Source organism: Pricia antarctica, from assembly GCF_900101815.1.
Taxonomy (GTDB): domain Bacteria; phylum Bacteroidota; class Bacteroidia; order Flavobacteriales; family Flavobacteriaceae; genus Pricia; species Pricia antarctica.
In genome coordinates, this window is sequence record NZ_FNAO01000004.1 from 318,227 (window position 1) to 335,118 (window position 16,892).

The window sequence follows — 16,892 nt, forward strand, 5'->3', positions numbered from 1 at the left end:
ACTAATCGGTCGGTTCTTCATCATTTTTGTCCGAAATCAGCATAGACGAGACAATACCTGCAGTCAACGACACGGCTATGACCGTCAGTGAAACCCATTCGGGAAGCTCGATTTGATGGGAAAACAGCATTTTTAGGCCGACAAAGGCCAGAATAACCACAAGGCTATAATTGATATAGCGGAATTTTTGCAACATCCTCGAAATTAAAAAATACATGGACCGGAGGCCTAAAATTGCCAAAATATTCGAACTGAAGACAATAAAAGGGTCAGCGGTAATGGCCAGAATGGCAGGAATACTGTCTAAAGCAAAAAGCACATCGGTAAGTTCGATAACAATCAAGGCTACAAATAGGGGAGTCGCCGCGATTACCCCCATCCGTTTGATGAAAAAGTCATGTCCGTGCCTTTCTGTAGTGATGGGGATTATTTTTTTCAACTGTTTGAATAGCCATGAATTTTTAGGGTCGCTCTCGTGGTCGTCCGACTTCAGCATTCTAAAGGCGGTAATAAGAAGAAATACGCCGAAGACGTAGATAATCCACTCGAACTTGTTGATCAATGCGACTCCGAAGAGAATCATCAATCCCCTAAAAATAATAGCTCCCAAAATACCCCAAAACAGAACGCGGTGCTGGTACAGGGGGGGAATTTGGAAAGAAGAAAAAATAACGGCGATGACAAAAACGTTATCGATACTTAGGGAAAGCTCAATCAAATATCCGGTCACATATTTGAGTACGGCAGTGTTAGGGGTGATTCCTGTAGGATTTTCAATCAGGCCCTCGGAAAAAAGCCAATAAATGACCCCGCTAAATGCAAGTGCCACGGTAACCCAAAGGGCTGTCCATATGCCCGCTTCCTTACTTTTTATGACATGATCGTTTTTATTGAACACCCCAAGATCAAGTGCCAAAAAGACGATAACGACTGCTATAAAGCCTATCCAAACAAACATAACCCAAAATTTGCAGCAGCGAATATAGGCATTTTCAGGATTTCATTGAATAGAATCTCGATTGCTTTGACACCTATGGAAATTATTTGTAACGCTTCCGCAAATACCCCTGCAGCATTGTGGGCAAAGAATATTCTGGAAATAAAAAATCATTAAATTAACCTATTCGGATGCCATCAAAAAATAGTCTTGTAGCGTCAAGGATTACCTATGCGAAATCCTATTTTTAAAACCTAACAACAAAATACGGAATCAAATGAAGGATATTGAACACATGAATGAAAAGCGTCAGTTGGCGCTGGATAAGATAGCGGATGCGGATTATGAAATTTATGCCTTGTTAAAACAACGGTATAGTCCGCGTGTTTTTGACGATACCGAAGTATCCGATTCTGACTTAAACCGATTGTTCGAAGCCGTACGTTGGTCCGCCAGCTCCTCGAACTTGCAGCCATGGCGTTTTATCTATGCCCGAAAAGGTACCGACAGTTTCGATAGAATGGTGGGTTGTCTAAGCGACTTCAATACATCATGGGCATCGGAAGCCCCTGTATTACTTTTCACCGCTTACAAGGAAAAAATGGATAATGGAAAGGAAAATTTCCATGCCCTCCATGATTTAGGTTTAAGTCTGGGCAGTATGACCGTTCAGGCACAGTATATGAGTATTGCCTTACATCATATGGCCGGGGTAGATTGGAAAAAAGCGCAAGAGGAATTTGATATTCCCGAGGGATACCATATTTCGACTGCCATAGCCCTTGGTTATTATGGAGGAGTTTTGGATGACCTTTCAGAGAAGCTTCAAAAACAAGAGACTGCTAAACGAGAGCGTATTCCCCAAAGTGAATTTGCTTTTAAGGATGGATGGAAGAATGCCAAGGAAAAATCTTGATTCATCCACAAGGTGATTAGATAACTGCTGACATTAAATAATCGATAAATTAAAGAATAAAACAATAAATCATGAAAATAGGAATAATAGGAAGTGGAAATATAGGAGGAACATTAGGAAAGCATTGGGCCAAAGCTGGGCACGAAATACTATTCAGTTCCCGACATCCCGATGAACTTAAAGATTTAGTTCGGGAGAGCGGGGGAGATGCCAAGGCTGTTTCGGTCACGGATGCTTTTGAGGCAAATGCGGATGTATATCTTTTGGCGATACCCTTTAAAGATATCGACACAACTGCAGAATTGTACGCAGGGGAGTATGGGGGCAAGGTGATAATCGATGCCACGAATCCATATCCGGAACGTGATGGTGAAATGGCGCAGGAAGTCCGCGATGACAATCGCAACGCATCGGAATATACGGCGATGAAATTTTCGACCGCACTTACCGCCAAGGCATTCAATACAATACATGCCAAGGATTTGAAGACACGCGCTTTCGATACTCAAAACCCCGTTGCAATACCTTTTGCCGCCCAGGATTCAAAAAGTAGGTCGACCACCGAAAAACTGATAAAGGACATCGGATTCGTACCGATTTATGTTGGCGACTTAGGAGCTACCAATGCAATGGAAGTGGGTGAGAAGGTATATGGATTGTGTGAAGACCAGCAAAAACTTCGTTCGTTGCTGAACATTTCATAAACGCTTGAAATGAGCTGAATTTAAGACAAACGGAATTTTTAGTCCGCAGAAAAATTCAGAAATGGAGGATGCACATTCAGGGATTGAATATATTTACCATGGACAAATATATGGTAATGAAAAAATATACATCAATAATCACAGTTGGGTTAGCATTGTTCTGCATTTCGACCATTATATCGCAACAGCGGGCCATTGATATCGAGAGAAATTCACAATCCGGAAAAAAGTATACGTTGATAGCACGTTTTGAGCCGGAGTTAGCACTCAGCGCAAGTGAGCGAGAACATATGGAAGCCGAACGTTTTGCGGAAATCAAACTGAAAATGCAGCTGTTGGACACGATGGATATTTCGGACCGCAAACGCGATAAGCTGATTTCAGACTTGATTGAAAAATCTTTCAGGGCAAGGTCATTCCGCAATATGGCGAATAACCACTTTGAGGAAGAAAAGTAATAAATGAAAAGACCGCCCATTCGAGGCGGTCTTTTATTTTTAGTACTTTATTAAAGTAATCGGATAATTGTAATTGGCGAACATCGTGACGCATTAATTGCGACTTCAGTGCGATTTCATTTTCTCCTTGCGTTTTTTCAATTGCCGGTCCAGATCATTTACCGATTCCTTGATGGAAGCTTCAAAACTCTCATGGCTAGATTCGGCAAAAAGCCGTGGTCCCGGAGCACTTATGCGAATGTTACAAATCATCCCCGTTTCGTTGGAAGAGGTGTTTTCGGTCTTAAAGAAAACATCGGCACGTACCATAAAGTCGTATTTATCGACCAATTTATTGATTTTTTCTGTTGCCAATGCTTCTAAGCGCTTGCTGGCATTTACGTTGTCGTATTCAAAAATTATATCCATAATTTAAAAATAAGCTTTCCGGTAAGATTTCACGCATCTAAATAGAACTATTTTTGACTTAAAAAATAGAAACTTTTGGTTTATCAGCATACTATTTAGATATTTTGTTCATAACATATTTATAAAAAATCACACTTACTGTTAAAGTAAGAATAATCTAGCAGTAAAAAGTCAAACCAATGCGTATTTTGCTTAGCTTTGAGAGACCTATTTAGAAAATGAGAAATCCGACCTTTTATATGTACATATGACTAACAACCCTAAATCCGTATCTCATGAAAACAACAAAAGAACTTCTCCCTAGCCTATGTGAAACTGAAAAAAATGCCTTAGTCCTGCGTTTGGAACTTAACCAAAAAGATGTGAAACGACTCCGGGGCCAATTGAGTTCCTATCGTTGCGAACCCACTACATACAGCTTATTTGAACGGATTGAATTGCTGCGAAAGGGTTTGGACAATCTTAGTAAAACCAACACTGAAATTATAGCTTCATTAACAGAAAAAAAGAAACAGGTCGATAATTACGTTGAACGTGCAAAACAACAATTTTCTGAGTTCAACAATCTTCATAGCGGTATAGAAGAATACATTCAAGGAATGATAGGAGCGGGGAGCCATCAGGACCGTATTTCTATATAAAAAATTTCTAGAAATAGTCAAGAGCTGTTCTTGTTCGTTTCACAAGTAAAAAGCAAATTCCAAATTAAATTCGTTTCATTCAGAAGCTGCCCTCGTGGGTAATTGGTTACGTAATCCACGAACTGACCCAAATTATTTTGATGTACTGGACAAGCCTTATTTAAAATCTTTGTTTATGTTCACAAAAGGTACAAATATTCACCAACTATACAATCAGCGTACTATAGTGAGCATTATAAATCTTAGGCGTTTGAAATATTCTATTTGACATAATATAAATTATAGTACAGAATAAGACTCATCTAACTGACAATCAAAATCTTGTCTGTAAGCTATAATGATATTATGTAAAATATCCCTCGGGTTTTTAGTTTTTAGGGGAAATATCAACAGGGTCATCACCCTTTCTAATTTACGTTTGTTGAAACTTTCTACTCAAAAGAAAATATCTTCTTCACTTAGAAATTCAAGCCCCGCATACGAGAACCTTCGCAACGCTGTATCTATAATTAGCCGTTATGTAAAATTGCCGCTTGCCAAAATCGCTCGATTGCTTTTTAAAATCAAAAATGCTTATGGCATTTTTATTTTAAACACAATTTGCCAGCGCTTGCCAACGCCAAAAAAGCAAATCCTTTTAGATTTGTTGAAATACTGGATTTACGGTGAACTACCCGCCAGTAAATTTTTCACGACCATTTCGCCAGATTGCCGCAAGAGCTCAAAATTTTGAAATAAAATTTCTGAGCACATGCTACACTTCGTGTTCCAAACAAACCTTTCTTTTCTTTCTATTTGACATAATGTTAGGATATGAGAGTTTTGATGCGCACACAATTCTAACCGAAGTTATGTCCTAAAATTTTTAACGCTCCTTTCCCCTATAGTTTTATCAAAATTATCTTAGGCCATTTTATAAAATTCAACCTTTCACAAAATCGACACCAACACGAATTGGGTACGAAAATGAATGATTTGCAATTCTTTGGGTATAGGAAGTTTTTAACGTAAATTTATATTCCAACTCTAAGGTTAACAATTCATTTTCATTAATCAATTTCATCTCTATTTTGCCATTATTGTATTTTGACGAATGGACGTGAATTTGAAAAGGTTTTATATATTCTCCTTCATTTGCCCAAACTATACACGTTTCATGATTAATGAATGATTTAAACCCTGAATCTCCTTCTTTTATTTCCTTTTTGAAATTTGATACTTTCTTCCCTTTTACGAAATAAAAGTTGTTTTTTATTTTATCTGGGAATAAACAATCACAAAGCGCAGTAATACATAGATAATACTCATTTTTCGCACTATCAATTAATAAATCTCCAAAACCTAGGGTCGCTTTTTTAGTAAGTATGGAGCCATTATAAAAAGTATTTAATTTTGCTATCTCGCTATCCGAAGTCTTTGGTTTACTCTTGGTTATTTTATCTAAAAAGGATTTTTCCAGAGATTTGAAACTATTTTTTTGAATAGACAGCTTAATATTTTCATACATCACTGATTTAATAAAGTTAGGAAAATCATTGTCCAAATTACTCTCTTCTAATTGTTTACGATGATACATAAGGGTATCCAAAGTTGTTGATAACAAGTTCTCATCAATGAATGCTGCCTCATTCAAGAGAGAATTTTGCATGTCTAATCCTAAAATTTGTGAATAACAGCTTTTAGAGTTTTTAACTTGTTTTGATAACTTGGCTAAAATTTTTGTTGCGCTATTTTCCGTTTTTGGAATTATTGTAATGATTGTGTTATTTATTACAAGAGTTTTATTCGTATGGTCTATAACAGCCGGAACCGGATTTGTTTTAGAAGATTTATGAAAGCCTGATAATGCATGCTTGACTTGAACTAGTGCTTCTGCAAAACTCAAACCTGTGCTTTCCGTTATCGTCGTTGGAAGGTCCGTATCGATGTTTCCGAACTGGTTAAATAATCTCCCGTTATGTTTGACATCATAAGTTATTTCGGTGAAAGGTTGCGAACCAAAAGACTCTTCATATGCAGATAAATCTTCAATTATTTTATCGTAATATTCAATATTATAACCTGTAAAATAGCTTCTTATGTTATTTATTATATTGATGACTTTTGGCTCAGTTGTATAAATAGAACAAAAATGCAAATGTTGAGATTTGACAATTTCCGATAATATCTCAAGAGAGTACAACTCTCCTGAACTATCTCCATCCAAACGCCAATCCAATAGGACTAAATCCCTTCTTTTAAGTAAATACTCCTTTATACCGTCATCTTTTAAGTCATTCGGACTAAATTTATGTGTGGTTAAGGAAACACCTTTTTTCTTGAAATTTTTGTATAGACTTTTTGATAAACTTTCTTCTAAAACAGTTGATGATGATGTTTCTTGATATGATTCTAACCCCTTTTCATCAATGAAAATTACAGATTTAATAGAATCAGAAATAATTTCTTTGGTCTTTTGAAGTAATGTCATATCAAATTATTTTTCTTATCACGAAACAGGCACCATTTAATAAATTGTACTCTATTTTATTCGTCGCGTATAGGTCCAAATTGCTTTCATATAAACTTTGTTTTGAAAGATATAAGCCAATTCCTCGACCATTTGGTCTGTTCGAATAAAACATATCAAATATTTTTTCTAAGCGGTGTTCTTCAATCTTTAAACCTGAATTACAGATAAGAATTTCATCAGTATCTATTTTGTAATCCAATAAAATTTTTCGATTCTGTACATTACGCATCCAGTAGATTGCGTTGTTTATTATGTTAATAAAAACAGTATGAATAACAGGCTCTTTAATGTTGAAAATATACTTATCAAATTTTTCGGTTGAATTTAATTCTATGTTATAATCTTCTATTCGTCTATCGAAGAATCTCAATAGATAGTGGTAAATGTTGTCACCACTTATTTCTTTAGATATAACGCCGGCAACCCTGTATAATGGAGAAAGAAGCTCGTATTTGTTTTCTAATTGCTTGAAGTTTTGAGTCAAAAATTGAAATTGTTCTTCATCTGCAAAGAGATTGCCATTGGTCAATTTTTCTAATGATCCGTTTATTTTGGCATATAACTGGTTGAATTCATGATCGATAATTTCAACAGCAACGCCTAATTGAGCAGTTTCTCTGGTTTGCTCCCACTTGTATTTTATCGTTTCATACTCGGCCTTATATGCACCTTGAACTAATTCTTCATCAATATCAAAACTTAATTTACTTAGGTGTTCTACTAAAGGCGAGAGTTCCTTATTAATCTGTTCTCTGAGGAATTCAAATTTAGCTCCAAGTTTTTCTGATTGAATAAATACACTTTCTTTGGAATCTATAGCATTAACAATTTTTTCTTTTTCAAAATTTAATTCGTCCATAATTCTTCTTGAGCGAGAAGAAAAATCTTTAAGTAAATTATCAAATTGACCTTTTAATTTTGTTCGATTTTCAGTAATTGTCTTTTCAAGTATACCATTATATTTTTGATAGTTTTTGGTAAATTCCATCTTCAATTCTTTAACCTCCAGTCGGTCTTTTACCTTAGCCATTAACTGAGCACTATCATTTTTTATGGTAGCGTTAAACTTTAGCAATTTATTTTCGTAGTTATTTAAACGGTCTAATTGTGTATCTGTTGGTTTGTACCTTTTTGGTACTTTTGGGATTAAATTTTTGAATTCAATATCCAAGGTGTGAAGTTTGTCAAGCAAATATTCAATGTCCGAATACAAGATGTTTGACTCGACCGTTTTTTCCTCTAATTGTTCTAAAATAGATTTATATTCAATTTGATATGACTCAAATTTTTCTGGGTAGTTTTTTAAAGACCTAGTAAAAGCTTTCTTTTCTTCAATAGCTCTTTTATTGTCTTTCTTAATTGCTTGAGCTTGTTCATTCAATTCAGCTTTCTTCTCTAAAAAGATTGATTGCTTCGCTTTATCTGAAAAGTAAGTTTTTGCTAAATCCACAAACAAACTTTCTAAATCACTCTTAAAAGCTCGGTACTTAGAATTGTTTATTAGACCTTCCCTACTTGATTTATCTTTTAAATCACTATTTCTTTCTCTAGAGATGTCGATATACCCGAACATTCTTCTGTAGGAGAAAAAATAAGTCCCAATTCTTGTGTTTCTGCGCTCTTCTATATTTAAAAAATCTGCGTTTGGTCTTCCATATGGTAAAACTCGGAAATTATCTCTATAGATATAAAGTCCTCCATATTCCTTGACCTTCTGATTTATTTTTTTGTATGCTAAATCTTCTAATTTTGAATCTACTTCGTTTCCTTGTGAATATCCGATTTTCAAAGGGACTTTTCCGTAATAGTTTCGACTATCATTTCTCCTTGGGTTTAAATTGGCATAATCAATGACTTCATCATAGATTTTAATTTTTCCTTTAAATTCTCCTTTACCATCTAAATCTCCGTCAATTATTATATCTGCTAATTCATAATCTTCAGCAGTAAAAAAGTTACCCTGAGAAGTTAAAAAATCATATTCGAAATTTTCCTCTTTAAAAACAGGAATAGAAGTCCTTACAATTTTGCTATTTTTCTTAAAGTCATTTGTAAATCCAGATAAGCTAGAAATAACAAATTCCTTGTCGACAAGTCCATCTTCATCGCTATTTGTTAAGTCCACTATTTGATCAATCGGTTCAAAAACAACAAACTTGGTTCCATGATCATTTTCAATATCTAATAAATCGGCAAGTAATTTTTCAGAGAGAAAAGCAGGAATTTTGGCACTATCAACTGAATTTTTAATCATGGTTTTTAACCAAGACTGATTGTCTTCCCATATAAGATTACCATCTAAGTCATTTTCTTTTTCGAAATTTTCAAGAAAGGCTCTTTTTAAGTTTTCAAACTTTACAGGGAAGTCTGAATTATTTTCAATTTCCTCGATGGGTAAATCGACATCATCAAGAAAAAGATTATAATTTTCCAATAATCTCCAATCAAAAAATAAAGCCTGTAGTGTATGACCTTGTTTTTTTGAAAGCATTAACATAGGGTTTCCTAAAAAAGCTACGGACAGCCTTCCTATTCCCTTTTCCCCAGCTTTAATTCTAGGTTTTTTCCAAAGTGTTTCCTCACTTTCTTTATCTTCTAGTTTAGCTCTACTTTTGGAATCAGTACCAAGTACTAACCATTTTTCAAAAATATCGTTTCTTGACATTCCTTTTCCATCATCAGTTATGACAAACAAAGGATTATCGATGTCTCTGAAAGTATCTAAATATATTTCAGCTGTTAAGTTATCAGCGTAAGCGTCATAACCATTTTTCCATAATTCGGTAATGGCTGTTGGTAAATCTGCAATTTGACCTTTTCCAAGTAAATCTACTGCTCTTGCCTTGGTTCTAAACTGCATTTATATGATTTTTGATAATCGCTTTCCCTACTCTTTTAGCGTATTCAGGCGGTACTGCATTTCCAATAAGCCTTGAGATTCCGGCATGACTTGTGCCAAAAAACTTATAGGATTTTGGGAAAGATTGTAGAGTTGCACCTTCTCGTATTGACAAAGCTCTATTTTCCTCTGGATGAACAAATCTTCCACAGGAAACACTAAAAAATTTTGTAGTTATCGTTGGAGACGGTTTATCCCACCATAGTCTACCAAACGTATCCTTGAAAGAATTATCTCTTCCAATAAAACAATCTAATTGTAATTCCGGATCATTTGCAAAACTTAGACGATTACCCCCATTTTTTTTTACTTTCTTGATTCTTTTCAAAGTCAACTCACTTATACTGGGTACTGAATGATAAAATTTCGTACTGTCTTTATGCCCGGCTTTTATTTTCTTGAAACCATTTTCGCTTCCAAGAACATCTCGTACTGTAAGTTTTTTTCTGGCTTTAATAGGTTCTATTTCCTTTCCAGTAATCCTATTAGCAATCAAAGTAAATCTTTTTCTACTTTGGGGTACTCCGTAATCAGAAGTATCATGAACTTTGAAATGAACTTTATATTTTTTCTCTTTTAGCCAATTAATGAAAGCAGATAAACCACTTTCCTCTTTTTTTCTTAAAACACCGGGAACATTTTCAACGACGACATATCCGGGATTGAAATACCGAACGAATCTTTCAAATTCAATTAATAGATTTTTTGACTCCTTAGATTTTTTTTTATCCGTGTTTATAATACTCCAAAATTGGCATGGGCTGCATCCAATTAATAAAAGATTTTCATCATTTTGCGTAAGGTTAAGTTTTGATTGAAGTTCTTCTTCTTTTAAATCGAATACATTGGCTTTGATAAATTCAGCTCCTTTTATATTCGATTTGTATGTTTCTCTGCAGCTTTCTTCGTTATCGATACCTGCTAAAACCGTTATTCCAGCTTTTTGCATACCGTAGCTCATTCCCCCGCCGCCACAGAAAAAATCAACTGCCTTTATTTTTTTTGTCATAAAAAAGCACAATTTTAACAAAATTACGAAAATTAAATTTCGGTTGTTATTTTATTTGTAAGTGAAATTTTACTTTTCGTCTATGAGAATTTATGATAAACAAGCCCATTCCACACACATTACACTCCCCTCGTGCCTCGGGTCGCATAATAAGTGTTCCATTACCTTTTGAAAAGAAACTTTTTTGAAGAAAAATTTAAAGAAAACGTGGTGCCGAATACTTTGCTTTTCCAAAGCAAAGTTACATAACGCAAGACATTATAAAACAAATCATTTTATAATTTGACGTTATGTAAAATTGCTGTAAGTTATTAGTAATCTCCATGTATACCTAGTTTTTTGCTGGGTATGACCAAGTTAAATTTTTTACAACCTTCCCGGTAGACCGCCGCAACAGCTCAAAATTTTGTAAATAAAATTTCTGAGCACTTGCTTCCTCTTCGTGTTCCAAATAGACTTTTCTCTTCCGCTCTATTTGACGTAATGTCATAGAAACCTATTGTTTACCCAAAGTCCTCATAGGCCGGAAAAAACCATCGTCTCAAAAAATCAACGCAATTCAAGAACATTTTTATTATCATATTTTTTATACTGGCTCTTATTTGAAATTTCTCGCTTCAATTGAATGATTTCATTTGTTACTTGAATCATTATCCACATCTCAGGGTTGGTATTGAAAAAATACGAAAATTTTAAAGCCAAATTTGCATTTAACTTTCTAGTACCTTAACCTTCGAGTACTTTGGGCGAATCCTTTTTAATTAAAACATATGTTTCAAAAACGAAACATAATTTGACGTTATATCAAATAGCGATAAGATTTAAGTAATTTCCTCGTATTCCTAGCTTTCTTGCAGGTTACTCGTATAATCCATACGTTGACTTAATACTCTAATAACAAAAATTCCGTTTACCGTTTGTAAGTAAAATATGGTGTGCGCTTTATAGGAGAATCTTTTTAAGTCGGCAATAAATTCCGAGGCATCTCGACCTAGATTTAGGTTTTCGGCGAGTACCTCAAATGCTTCATGCATAGCATAAAAATACTTTTGAGCTTGAGTCAATCCGAATTTGTATATACCAAACTCATACATCGAGACCAAATCAATCTCGGCTTTACTGGATAGTTTATAAACGCCCATCTGCCCGCATACGTGCTTCGACTTCTTTCATGATTTCGGGTAAAGATTTATTACTAACACCGCTTTCGAGACCTTCAACTAGTTTTGTTTTTAGTGAGAGAAACCTAGCATTTTTGGCTTGGTCCAGCCGTACCAAATTTCGCAAATACTCACTATCATTTGTGAATTCCCCCGCTTCTATCTGAGCTTTTATCCACTTATCCTGCTGTTCGGTAAAAGTTACCGTTTTTCGAACTGTTGCCATAACAATGTTTAAATTATCATACTATTGGTGCAATATAGTAAATATTTTTTATAGTTCAACACTATGGCTACAATCCCATTTCACACACATTACACTCCCCTCCTATCGTCTGGTCGTATAATAAGTGTTCCATTACCTTTCAAAAAGAAACTTTTAGAAGAAAGTTTTAAAGGAAGTGAAGTGCCAAATACTATGCTTTTCCAAAGCAAAGTAACATAACGCAAGACATTCTAATACAGATAACATTTAATTAGCGGATAGCGCATTTCCGTGCTATATCGTCAGCAATTATGTCAAAGCTAAATTGCGGCTCGTAAGACAACTGTACGCTATAATTATATCATGTCAGATATTTCTCGTGTTCGTAGCTTTTATGGGAATTAGCAACGGGGTCATCAACCATTATAATTTTCGATTCTTAGAACTTTCCTCACAAATTAAAACATCTCTAAGCTTAGAAATTCACTGCCACTAACCTTACCAACAGAAAATCCATTTGCATTAGAGATGGATTTTTATGTTCATTAAAAAGTATGAAAAGTTAAACATTTTGTATCTTCGTTTTTTAATATTCGAAATACCACTTAAAACTTACTATTATGTTTGGATTGTTTAAAAAAAAATCAGAAAAAGACAAGTTGTACGAGCAATATCAAAAGCTAAGCAAAGAAGCACACAGTCTTTCTTCAACTAACCGAAAACTAAGTGATCAAAAGGTTTATGAAGCTGAAGAGATTATGAAAAAATTAGAGAAGTTGAAGTAAAATGGCCATAGAAAAGAAACCTGATCACATTGTTTATAATGCTGACAATCAAAAGTATGACGCCTACTTAAAACCATATGCAACAAATATTGGCGCTCCAGTTATTAAATCTACAGATAGTATTGCCTGGAAAAACAGAAGCGTTACCAAACTGAACCATAAAGTTCAAACCCGATTTAAAGAAATCAAAGAACAATATGAGCAGTTAATGCAGGAGTTTGAGGATAATAGACTACTATACGATGCGAAATTCACTTTTGAACCTATTATAGGTCAACACTATCATTTATATGTTAGTGAGAATGGTGAGAATTTTTTGTCCATTATCGCACCTGACGAATGTAGTTTCAGTTCACTGGGAAGTTTCTATTTAAACGCAGATCAAACCTGGGAAAAAGTAGTTTAAATAGTTCAACTAAAATAGCTTTTCAAAAAGACCAGGGGACTATGTTATGGATCGATACATAGTTGGGTCGTTGTAAACTTTTGTTAAAAAAAGAATGAACGTTCATTTTTTCATATCTTTGTACACTAATTATTGCAGCTATGGCGCCACTTCAAAAAAGCATAGATAAACGTAAAACCTTAATAAAGGCCACTATCGAGTTGGTGAACAATAATGGGTTTCACGCAACATCTATGAGTAAAATAGCTAAAATGGCCAAGGTTTCACCAGCTACTATTTACCTGTATTTCAAAAATAAGCAAGACTTGGTCAACCAAACCTATATCGAGGTCAAAAGCCTTTACACTGATTATGCCTTTAAGACCTATGATGCCAATGTGCCGGTAGAAGAGGGTTTTGAAACTATCTGGAAACGAATTGCCGATTTCAAACTCAAAGAGTGCGAAAATGCCATGTTTTTAGCACAGTGCGACAATACACCTATCATTGATGAACCGAGCAGACAGGCTGGTATTAAGCACTTACAGCCCCTACTCGACCTTTGGGAACGTGGAAAAAGAGAAGGCATTATAAAACCGATATCAGATTACCTCTTATATGCGTATGCGATTAACCCTTTATCATTTTTAATGATGGCTCAAAAACGTGGCGCATTTCAACTTGACGAAATACATATAGAGCAAGCCTATCAAGCGGCTTGGGACAGTATTAAAGTTATACCTAGTAAATCATAACATGAAAAAGACAGCTATAATTTTGGGTGCTACTGGTTTAACCGGTGGCATTATTTTGCAAAAATTGATTGGTGATGATCGGTACGGAAACATCAAATTGTTTTCGCGTTCTAAAATTGAAGGTTTGCCAAATAAGGTGGAACAGTTTATCGGGGATCTTTTAGAATTAGAACAATTCAAGGCCAATTTCATTGCTGATGAAATTTACTGTTGCATTGGTACTACCAAAGAGAAAACACCTGAAAAGACACTTTATAAAAAAATAGATTATGGTATTCCAGTAGCGGCCGCAAAACTTGCAAAAACCAATGGTGTCAATACATTTTTAGTGATTTCTGCAATAGGGGCGAATACGAATAGCACTACTTTCTATACGAAAACAAAAGGTGAAATGGAAAGGGATGTACTGCAACAAAACCTAAAGAACACCTTTATTTTAAGACCGTCCTTAATTGATGGCAATCGAAATGAAAATAGAACACTCGAAAAAATAGGATTGTATGTACTGAAGGTACTTCAGCCCTTATTTATGGGAAAATTAAAACAGTACAAAATCATTAAGGCCGAAACTATTGCACAGGCCATGATACACTTGGCAAATACATTAAATCATTCCGAAGTAATCATTTCTTCGGATCACATTACTACGTTAGGAAACAACAATTAAAACGGAAGCAGCTATGGAATGATTAGATAAATTGAATTGGCGCTATGCCGCAAAAGCAAGGTTTTAGTGCGGATAAAGTAGCTGCAATTTCAGGGCTTAGCGAAAAAGGCTTACGAAGCACCGTGTTATTGCCAGTAGGTTATCGACTTGAAGATGAAGATTGGTTGGTAAACTTGGTAAAGGTGAGAAAGCCAATGGACCATTTAGTTACCGTTGTTGACTAAGCACTCGGTAGTTCATACATTAATCAGTAAAATAGAAACCACTTCTGAAATCGTTTCGGAAACACTAATAGAATTTAAAAAATAAAAAATTATGAACGTATTATTCGTATTGACATCCCATGATAAATTAGGGGATACCGGGAAAAAAACAGGATTTTGGGTTGAAGAATTTGCAAACCCATATTACACTTTACTAGATAAAGGCGCACGCATAACCCTTGCAACGCCAAAAGGTGGCCCTGCACCAATAGATCCAAGTAGTGATTCGCCAGATGCCGCAACAGAGGCAACTAAGCGTTTTGATAAAGATGCGGAGGCACAAAAGCTCATTGCAAATACTAAGATACTAGCGGCTATGAATCCAGATGATTTTGATGCTGTATTTTATCCCGGTGGTCATGGTCCATTATGGGATTTGGCAACTGACACAGCCTCTATTGCGTTGATTGAAAAATTTAATCGTCAAAGCAAACCGGTAGCATTTGTATGTCACGCACCGGCCGCTTTAAAAAACGTTAAGGATACGAACGGGGAGCCATTGGTGAAAGGTAAAAATGTAACCGGATTTACAAATACCGAAGAGGCAGCCGTTGGCCTTAAAGATGTTGTTCCCTTTTTAGTGGAAGATATGCTAAAAGCTAATGGTGGAATCTATTCTAAAAAAGACGATTGGGCCGCTTATGCCATACAGGATGGAAATCTCATTACCGGTCAAAATCCAGCATCTTCGGAGTTGGTGGCCGAGAAATTAGTAGAAAACTTATAATAATAGGAGTTTTAAGCAATGTGAAGGCTTAACTGATTGAAAAAATTCTAAACTGACAAGTACAAAGCACCGCATACCAAAACCTTCACAACTTGTATTTATAATTTGCCGCCTTACAAAATTCGAAGCGGGGCGATAAAACCGAACCGAATTTCATTTTCGTTATAACTGCCTACGCCCAAATCTCTTATAGCCAGCGGGGAATACTCAAAGTAGCGCCCGATATAGGCTACGAACAAGCGGATATCGATATCCTTGAAAGGACGATAATATAAGGTGGGAATCCAACCGTAACTCGTTCGCAAGCGGTCTCGTCCGCTTGAAACACTTGCAATATTTTTACCGTAGGTAGTATTGGTCATTAGCGTAAGCAGACCGGTGAATTTGGGGTTAAATTTATATTCTGCCCTTAGCCAGTTTTCGACATAGGTTACCTCCTGCGCGATGAATTCTCCCCCGATGATATTGGTGGCAAGTCCCTTAGTATCTATTTCCTCGGAGCTATAGTCAAAATCGTACATTAATTTAAGTTTGTTATTTTCATATTTATGACCCAAGGTGATAAAAGAAATCCATTTGTCCTTTACCTCCTGGGCGAAACTTAAACTGTATCGGGTCTGTATTTTTCCATCAAAAAAGCTGCCCCGCCAATTTCCTACAAGTTCTACTGGCCAATCGGGTTCACGAACGTCGGGGGCCGTATCCTCTCCATATTTTTCCGAATATAGCACGGTACGGGAATTTAAAATTTGAAAGCCAACACTATGTTCTTGAGAAGCATTGAACGTCGTACCTATTCCGGTTACGTAAGCTAACGCATTGCTTTGGATATCGTTGTACCTAAGAACCTCCATAGCCTTAAAGGAATACTCGTACCCCCCGAAATAGGCACTTTGCCTTCCCAATTGTACTTGAAGCCTAGGGGTAGCCTGTATGGTGATATTGGCCAGTTCAATGTTGTTACCGAGTTGGTCCAGACTTTGTACCTCGCTGGTTTTGTTAAAACGGCTCCGGAAGTTTACGTGTACTTTTTCATGGATTTTGGCGGAAATTCCCAAAGCCGTAAATCCATTTTCAAATTGACGGCCTTGATAATCATTATCCCCGCCGCGTAAAGTGTAAGTTCTGAAGCTCATACGCAAATCGAGGGACATATTGATATTTTCCAAAAAGTCGATCTTTGATTTTTGAATCAAAGACGCATTGCTCAAACTATCACTAGTATTTTGGGAATGTTGTGCTTGAGCCGAGGTTTGAGCAATAAACAACGCCCCTACGATGAGATAAAAATGTACATAGGATGCCCCTCGTCCAAGAAAGAAATTAGTATATCGTCGATTTGCGATCCTATCCATTCTTTAAAAGTATCGAATCTTTTAGAAAATCCAATAAATTCAGAGGCATCTCGACCTAAGTTCTCATTTTCTGCCCGTACTTCAAATACACCATGTGTGTCAAGGA

Annotated in this window: 19 protein-coding genes; 11 read left to right on the forward strand and 8 right to left on the reverse strand. The window is 35.8% G+C overall.

The window, feature by feature from the left end; genetic code table 11:
- Position 1: 1 nt before the first annotated feature.
- Positions 2-958, reverse strand: a complete 957-nt coding sequence (locus BLT07_RS09010) for a TerC family protein (protein ID WP_091867895.1) — start codon at positions 956-958, stop codon at positions 2-4.
- Between the two features lie 256 nt (positions 959-1,214).
- Here BLT07_RS09010 and BLT07_RS09015 point away from each other — a divergent pair, with 256 nt between their 5' ends.
- The 3 genes from BLT07_RS09015 (at position 1,215) to BLT07_RS09025 (ending at position 3,015) form a co-directional block, all read left to right on the forward strand.
- Positions 1,215-1,853: a nitroreductase family protein gene (locus BLT07_RS09015; RefSeq protein WP_245726483.1), complete on the forward strand. Its 639-nt coding sequence runs from the start codon at positions 1,215-1,217 to the stop codon at positions 1,851-1,853.
- Between the two features lie 71 nt (positions 1,854-1,924).
- Complete coding sequence (locus tag BLT07_RS09020) at positions 1,925-2,557, forward strand: NADPH-dependent F420 reductase (RefSeq protein ID WP_091867897.1); 633 nt, start codon at positions 1,925-1,927, stop codon at positions 2,555-2,557.
- A 116-nt stretch (positions 2,558-2,673) separates the two neighbouring features.
- Positions 2,674-3,015 carry a hypothetical protein gene (locus tag BLT07_RS09025; protein ID WP_139205125.1) on the forward strand — a complete coding sequence of 114 codons (342 nt, stop codon included), beginning with the start codon at positions 2,674-2,676 and terminating at the stop codon, positions 3,013-3,015.
- Between the two features lie 105 nt (positions 3,016-3,120).
- On the opposite strand, the gene hpf is transcribed toward BLT07_RS09025, so the two are convergent.
- On the reverse strand, positions 3,121-3,423 hold the full coding sequence (gene hpf, locus BLT07_RS09030) for a ribosome hibernation-promoting factor, HPF/YfiA family (protein WP_091867900.1): 303 nt from the start codon (positions 3,421-3,423) through the stop codon (positions 3,121-3,123).
- Positions 3,424-3,698: 275 nt separating this feature from the next.
- On the opposite strand from hpf, the gene BLT07_RS09035 reads away from it, so the two are divergent.
- Complete coding sequence (locus BLT07_RS09035; RefSeq protein ID WP_091867901.1) at positions 3,699-4,064, forward strand: hypothetical protein; 366 nt, start codon at positions 3,699-3,701, stop codon at positions 4,062-4,064.
- A 421-nt stretch (positions 4,065-4,485) separates the two neighbouring features.
- Positions 4,486-4,797 carry a hypothetical protein gene (locus BLT07_RS09040; protein WP_139205126.1) on the forward strand — a complete coding sequence of 104 codons (312 nt, stop codon included), beginning with the start codon at positions 4,486-4,488 and terminating at the stop codon, positions 4,795-4,797.
- Positions 4,798-4,986: 189 nt separating this feature from the next.
- Here BLT07_RS09040 and BLT07_RS09045 read toward each other — a convergent pair whose 3' ends face one another.
- The 5 genes from BLT07_RS09045 to BLT07_RS09065 all read right to left on the reverse strand — a co-directional run bounded on the left by BLT07_RS09045 (position 4,987) and on the right by BLT07_RS09065 (position 11,870).
- Positions 4,987-6,534 carry a response regulator receiver domain gene (locus tag BLT07_RS09045; RefSeq protein WP_091867904.1) on the reverse strand — a complete coding sequence of 516 codons (1,548 nt, stop codon included), beginning with the start codon at positions 6,532-6,534 and terminating at the stop codon, positions 4,987-4,989.
- 1 nt (position 6,535) lies between these two features.
- Positions 6,536-9,436, reverse strand: a complete 2,901-nt coding sequence (locus tag BLT07_RS09050; RefSeq protein WP_091867906.1) for an ATP-binding protein — start codon at positions 9,434-9,436, stop codon at positions 6,536-6,538.
- Entirely contained in the window at positions 9,426-10,484 is a 1,059-nt protein-coding gene (locus tag BLT07_RS09055; protein WP_091867908.1) for a DNA cytosine methyltransferase, read from the reverse strand. Before BLT07_RS09055 ends, BLT07_RS09050 begins: the two co-directional genes overlap by 11 nt.
- An 842-nt stretch (positions 10,485-11,326) precedes the next feature.
- Entirely contained in the window at positions 11,327-11,626 is a 300-nt protein-coding gene (locus BLT07_RS09060; protein ID WP_091867910.1) for a type II toxin-antitoxin system RelE/ParE family toxin, read from the reverse strand.
- Entirely contained in the window at positions 11,613-11,870 is a 258-nt protein-coding gene (locus BLT07_RS09065) for a type II toxin-antitoxin system ParD family antitoxin (protein ID WP_091867912.1), read from the reverse strand. The genes BLT07_RS09060 and BLT07_RS09065 overlap by 14 nt, the downstream gene beginning before the upstream one ends.
- Before the next feature lie 599 nt (positions 11,871-12,469).
- Between BLT07_RS09065 and BLT07_RS20720 the strand changes: the two genes are divergently transcribed.
- The 6 genes from BLT07_RS20720 to BLT07_RS09090 all read left to right on the forward strand — a co-directional run bounded on the left by BLT07_RS20720 (position 12,470) and on the right by BLT07_RS09090 (position 15,431).
- A complete protein-coding gene (locus tag BLT07_RS20720) occupies positions 12,470-12,634 on the forward strand; it encodes a Lacal_2735 family protein (RefSeq protein WP_139205127.1) in 165 nt (54 codons plus the stop codon).
- A gap of 1 nt (position 12,635) precedes the next feature.
- On the forward strand, positions 12,636-13,040 hold the full coding sequence (locus tag BLT07_RS09070; RefSeq protein WP_091867914.1) for a DUF2452 domain-containing protein: 405 nt from the start codon (positions 12,636-12,638) through the stop codon (positions 13,038-13,040).
- A 140-nt stretch (positions 13,041-13,180) separates the two neighbouring features.
- Positions 13,181-13,774, forward strand: coding sequence for a TetR/AcrR family transcriptional regulator (locus tag BLT07_RS09075; RefSeq protein ID WP_091867916.1), 594 nt, complete (start codon positions 13,181-13,183; stop codon positions 13,772-13,774).
- 1 nt (position 13,775) lies between these two features.
- The gene (locus tag BLT07_RS09080) at positions 13,776-14,441 is read left to right on the forward strand and encodes an NAD(P)H-binding protein (RefSeq protein ID WP_091867918.1); all 666 of its coding nucleotides are present in this window, start codon (positions 13,776-13,778) and stop codon (positions 14,439-14,441) included.
- Positions 14,442-14,485: 44 nt separating this feature from the next.
- Positions 14,486-14,665, forward strand: coding sequence for a nitroreductase family protein (locus tag BLT07_RS09085; RefSeq protein WP_175455288.1), 180 nt, complete (start codon positions 14,486-14,488; stop codon positions 14,663-14,665).
- 91 nt (positions 14,666-14,756) lie between these two features.
- Positions 14,757-15,431, forward strand: a complete 675-nt coding sequence (locus BLT07_RS09090; protein WP_091867920.1) for a type 1 glutamine amidotransferase domain-containing protein — start codon at positions 14,757-14,759, stop codon at positions 15,429-15,431.
- A gap of 113 nt (positions 15,432-15,544) precedes the next feature.
- On the opposite strand, the gene BLT07_RS09095 is transcribed toward BLT07_RS09090, so the two are convergent.
- Entirely contained in the window at positions 15,545-16,786 is a 1,242-nt protein-coding gene (locus tag BLT07_RS09095; RefSeq protein WP_091867922.1) for a porin, read from the reverse strand.
- Positions 16,787-16,892: the final 106 nt, after the last annotated feature.

Bases quoted from the DNA above. Each gene is read 5' to 3' on its own strand.
- BLT07_RS09010 (WP_091867895.1), bottom strand. From the start codon at position 958: ATGTTTGTTTGGATAGGCTTTATAGCAGTCGTTATCGTCTTTTTGGCA.
- BLT07_RS09015 (WP_245726483.1), top strand. From the start codon at position 1,215: ATGAAGGATATTGAACACATGAATGAAAAGCGTCAGTTGGCGCTGGAT.
- BLT07_RS09020 (WP_091867897.1), top strand. From the start codon at position 1,925: ATGAAAATAGGAATAATAGGAAGTGGAAATATAGGAGGAACATTAGGA.
- BLT07_RS09025 (WP_139205125.1), top strand. From the start codon at position 2,674: ATGAAAAAATATACATCAATAATCACAGTTGGGTTAGCATTGTTCTGC.
- hpf (WP_091867900.1), bottom strand. From the start codon at position 3,423: ATGGATATAATTTTTGAATACGACAACGTAAATGCCAGCAAGCGCTTA.
- BLT07_RS09035 (WP_091867901.1), top strand. From the start codon at position 3,699: ATGAAAACAACAAAAGAACTTCTCCCTAGCCTATGTGAAACTGAAAAA.
- BLT07_RS09045 (WP_091867904.1), bottom strand. From the start codon at position 6,534: ATGACATTACTTCAAAAGACCAAAGAAATTATTTCTGATTCTATTAAA.
- BLT07_RS09050 (WP_091867906.1), bottom strand. From the start codon at position 9,436: ATGCAGTTTAGAACCAAGGCAAGAGCAGTAGATTTACTTGGAAAAGGT.
- BLT07_RS09055 (WP_091867908.1), bottom strand. From the start codon at position 10,484: ATGACAAAAAAAATAAAGGCAGTTGATTTTTTCTGTGGCGGCGGGGGA.
- BLT07_RS09060 (WP_091867910.1), bottom strand. From the start codon at position 11,626: ATGGGCGTTTATAAACTATCCAGTAAAGCCGAGATTGATTTGGTCTCG.
- BLT07_RS09065 (WP_091867912.1), bottom strand. From the start codon at position 11,870: ATGGCAACAGTTCGAAAAACGGTAACTTTTACCGAACAGCAGGATAAG.
- BLT07_RS20720 (WP_139205127.1), top strand. From the start codon at position 12,470: ATGTTTGGATTGTTTAAAAAAAAATCAGAAAAAGACAAGTTGTACGAG.
- BLT07_RS09070 (WP_091867914.1), top strand. From the start codon at position 12,636: ATGGCCATAGAAAAGAAACCTGATCACATTGTTTATAATGCTGACAAT.
- BLT07_RS09075 (WP_091867916.1), top strand. From the start codon at position 13,181: ATGGCGCCACTTCAAAAAAGCATAGATAAACGTAAAACCTTAATAAAG.
- BLT07_RS09080 (WP_091867918.1), top strand. From the start codon at position 13,776: ATGAAAAAGACAGCTATAATTTTGGGTGCTACTGGTTTAACCGGTGGC.
- BLT07_RS09085 (WP_175455288.1), top strand. From the start codon at position 14,486: ATGCCGCAAAAGCAAGGTTTTAGTGCGGATAAAGTAGCTGCAATTTCA.
- BLT07_RS09090 (WP_091867920.1), top strand. From the start codon at position 14,757: ATGAACGTATTATTCGTATTGACATCCCATGATAAATTAGGGGATACC.
- BLT07_RS09095 (WP_091867922.1), bottom strand. From the start codon at position 16,786: ATGGATAGGATCGCAAATCGACGATATACTAATTTCTTTCTTGGACGA.